The sequence below is a fragment of the Oscillatoria sp. HE19RPO genome, from assembly GCF_024220515.1.
Taxonomy (GTDB): domain Bacteria; phylum Cyanobacteriota; class Cyanobacteriia; order Cyanobacteriales; family Laspinemataceae; genus Laspinema.
On sequence record NZ_JAMXOT010000376.1, the window covers coordinates 1 to 2,293 of the forward strand.

General features: G+C 48.8%; 1 protein-coding gene. It reads right to left on the minus strand.

Annotated elements, in window-relative coordinates; genetic code table 11:
* Positions 1 to 265: 265 nt before the first annotated feature.
* Positions 266 to 1,303 carry a DnaJ C-terminal domain-containing protein gene (locus NG833_RS27030; RefSeq protein WP_254568371.1) on the minus strand — a complete coding sequence of 346 codons (1,038 nt, stop codon included), beginning with the start codon at positions 1,301 to 1,303 and terminating at the stop codon, positions 266 to 268.
* Positions 1,304 to 2,293 lie beyond the last annotated feature (990 nt).

Consider the following 2,293-nt stretch of genomic DNA (forward strand, 5'->3'; position numbering starts at 1 on the left):
ATTCCAACAAATAAATCATCCTTGCTTTGATGCGATCGCACCTAACAAGGCTCTTTTAGCCCGCGCAGGCGGGCTTTGTCCGTGTAGCCCCACCCTTCAGGGTGCGGGTTTTTTGAAGGTTTTATTTTTTGGAGTTCCCTGACGGATAAAGAGGGCGTATGCAATACGCCCCTACAAGAAACCCGGATGAGGCCCGATTCAATTTACCACCTTGACAGGGCTAGGTTTTAACCCCCGCCGGTTGTTGCTTTTCTCAGGCAGTCATTTACAATCGGACCGACTGTAAATGACTGCGGGGGTTGTAATGACGGGCGTTGCGAATCTTTTCGTAGAGGTCCTTTTCCGTAGAATTGAGGTCCTTGGGAGGGGCGATCGCAATTCTGACCAACTGATCCGTGCGATCGCCCTTCGCCGTCTTCCATCCCTTCCCTCGCAGTCGCAGGGTTTGTCCGGACCGAATTCCTGCCGGAACATTCATTTTCACCGTCCCATCGGGAGTGGGAATCTCAATGGTTGCCCCCAACACCGCCTCATCCGGGGCGACAGGGACCTCGCAGACCAGATTATCTCCCTCAAACTGGAAAAACGAGTGGGGTTGGATTTCCACCTTCAGATACAAATCCCCCCGTTGTTGGTTGTAGGAATTCACCAGACCCTTGCCACGAACTCGGATCCGAGTCCCCGGTTTGGCCCCAGGGGGAATCCGGACGTCAATTGCCTCCGTCCCCAAATTTAAACGTTTTTGGGTGCCCTGAAACGCCTCAGAAAAGGTCAGGGTAATACTACTTTCCCGGTCCGCAGAGGTCCCCGCAGCAGCAGTGCGATCGCCTCCAAAACCCGAAGCAAAATCCTCAAACCCGCCAAACCCACTCGTCGAAGTCGAACGAGGATTGCGATAATTGTAACTGGAGCCTCCCGGACGAGCCCGACCCGCCCCAGGTCCCCCAACGCGACCGAGCAACGCATTGATAAAATCATCAAAGCTAGAGAATTGGCTAAAATCGAACCCGCCAAAATCCACATTCCCACCACCGGGGGGCCATCCCGCCGCACCCGCTGCACCATCAGCTTGCCGCCAATATTGTCCGAACTGGTCGTATTTTTTGCGCTTGTCTGTGTCACCCAGCACTTCATACGCTTCGGAAACTTCCTTAAACTTAGCTTCAGCTTGAGCGTTTCCTGGATTCATATCCGGATGATATTTGCGAGCAAGTTTACGAAAAGCCTTCTTAATTTCATCAACACTTGCGGTTTTACTGACTCCTAGAATTGCATAGTAGTCCTTGAAGTCGGTCGCAGCCATTAAAATTCCTCCTATACCGATAAAGATTTAGTCTATAGTTTTTGTTCTGGAAGCAGCCGAGGCGATCGGTGCTCCTAGTCTAGGGTATCTAAATTTAAGCACCCCTTTAGTTCGGTTCTTACTCTGGGGTCCTAACGCAATTTCCGTACTCTCTTCCATATCACCATTTTCAGTCGTTCCCCCTCTTAAGTTCGTAGTAACGCCTTCAGGCGTTATCGTTCCAAAGTTCGTAGTAACAACTTCAGTCGTTTCCCCTTCATGTTCGTAGTAACAACTTCAGTCGTTTCCCCTTCATGTTCGTAGTAACGACTTCAGTCGTTCCCCTTCATGTTCGTAGTAACAACTTCAGTCGTTCCCCCTTCATGTTCGTAGTAACGACTTCAGTCGTTCCCCTTCATGTTCGTAGTAACGACTTCAGTCGTTCCCCTTCATGTTCGTAGTAACGACTTCAGTCGTTCCCCTTCATGTTCGTAGTAACGACTTCAGTCGTTCCCTTTCATGTTCGTAGTAACGACTTCAGTCGTTTCCCCTTCATGTTCGTAGTAACGACTTCAGTCGTTCTTAATGTTTAATATCCCAACTTAGATCCTTTCTTCCCCAGACACAGGATTAGATTTAAACCCCTAGCGGATCGGTACTGTACGGGAGTCCTAGTGGTGCGGGTTGTTGTTATGATTAGCCCGGAAACGACTGAAGTCGTTACTACGAACCGGGGAAAGATAACGACTGAAGTCGTTACTACGAACTTAAGAAAAGATAGTGGTGCGGGTTGTTGTTATGATTAGCCCGGAAACGACTGAAGTCGTTACTACGAACTTAAGAAAAGATAACGACTGAAGTCGTTACTACAAACTTAAGAAAAGATAGTGGTGCGGGTTGTTGTTATGATTAGCCCGGAAACGACTGAAGTCGTTACTACGAACTTAAGAAAAGATAACGACTGAAGTCGTTACTACGAACTTAAGAAAAGATAGTGGTGCGGGTTGTTGT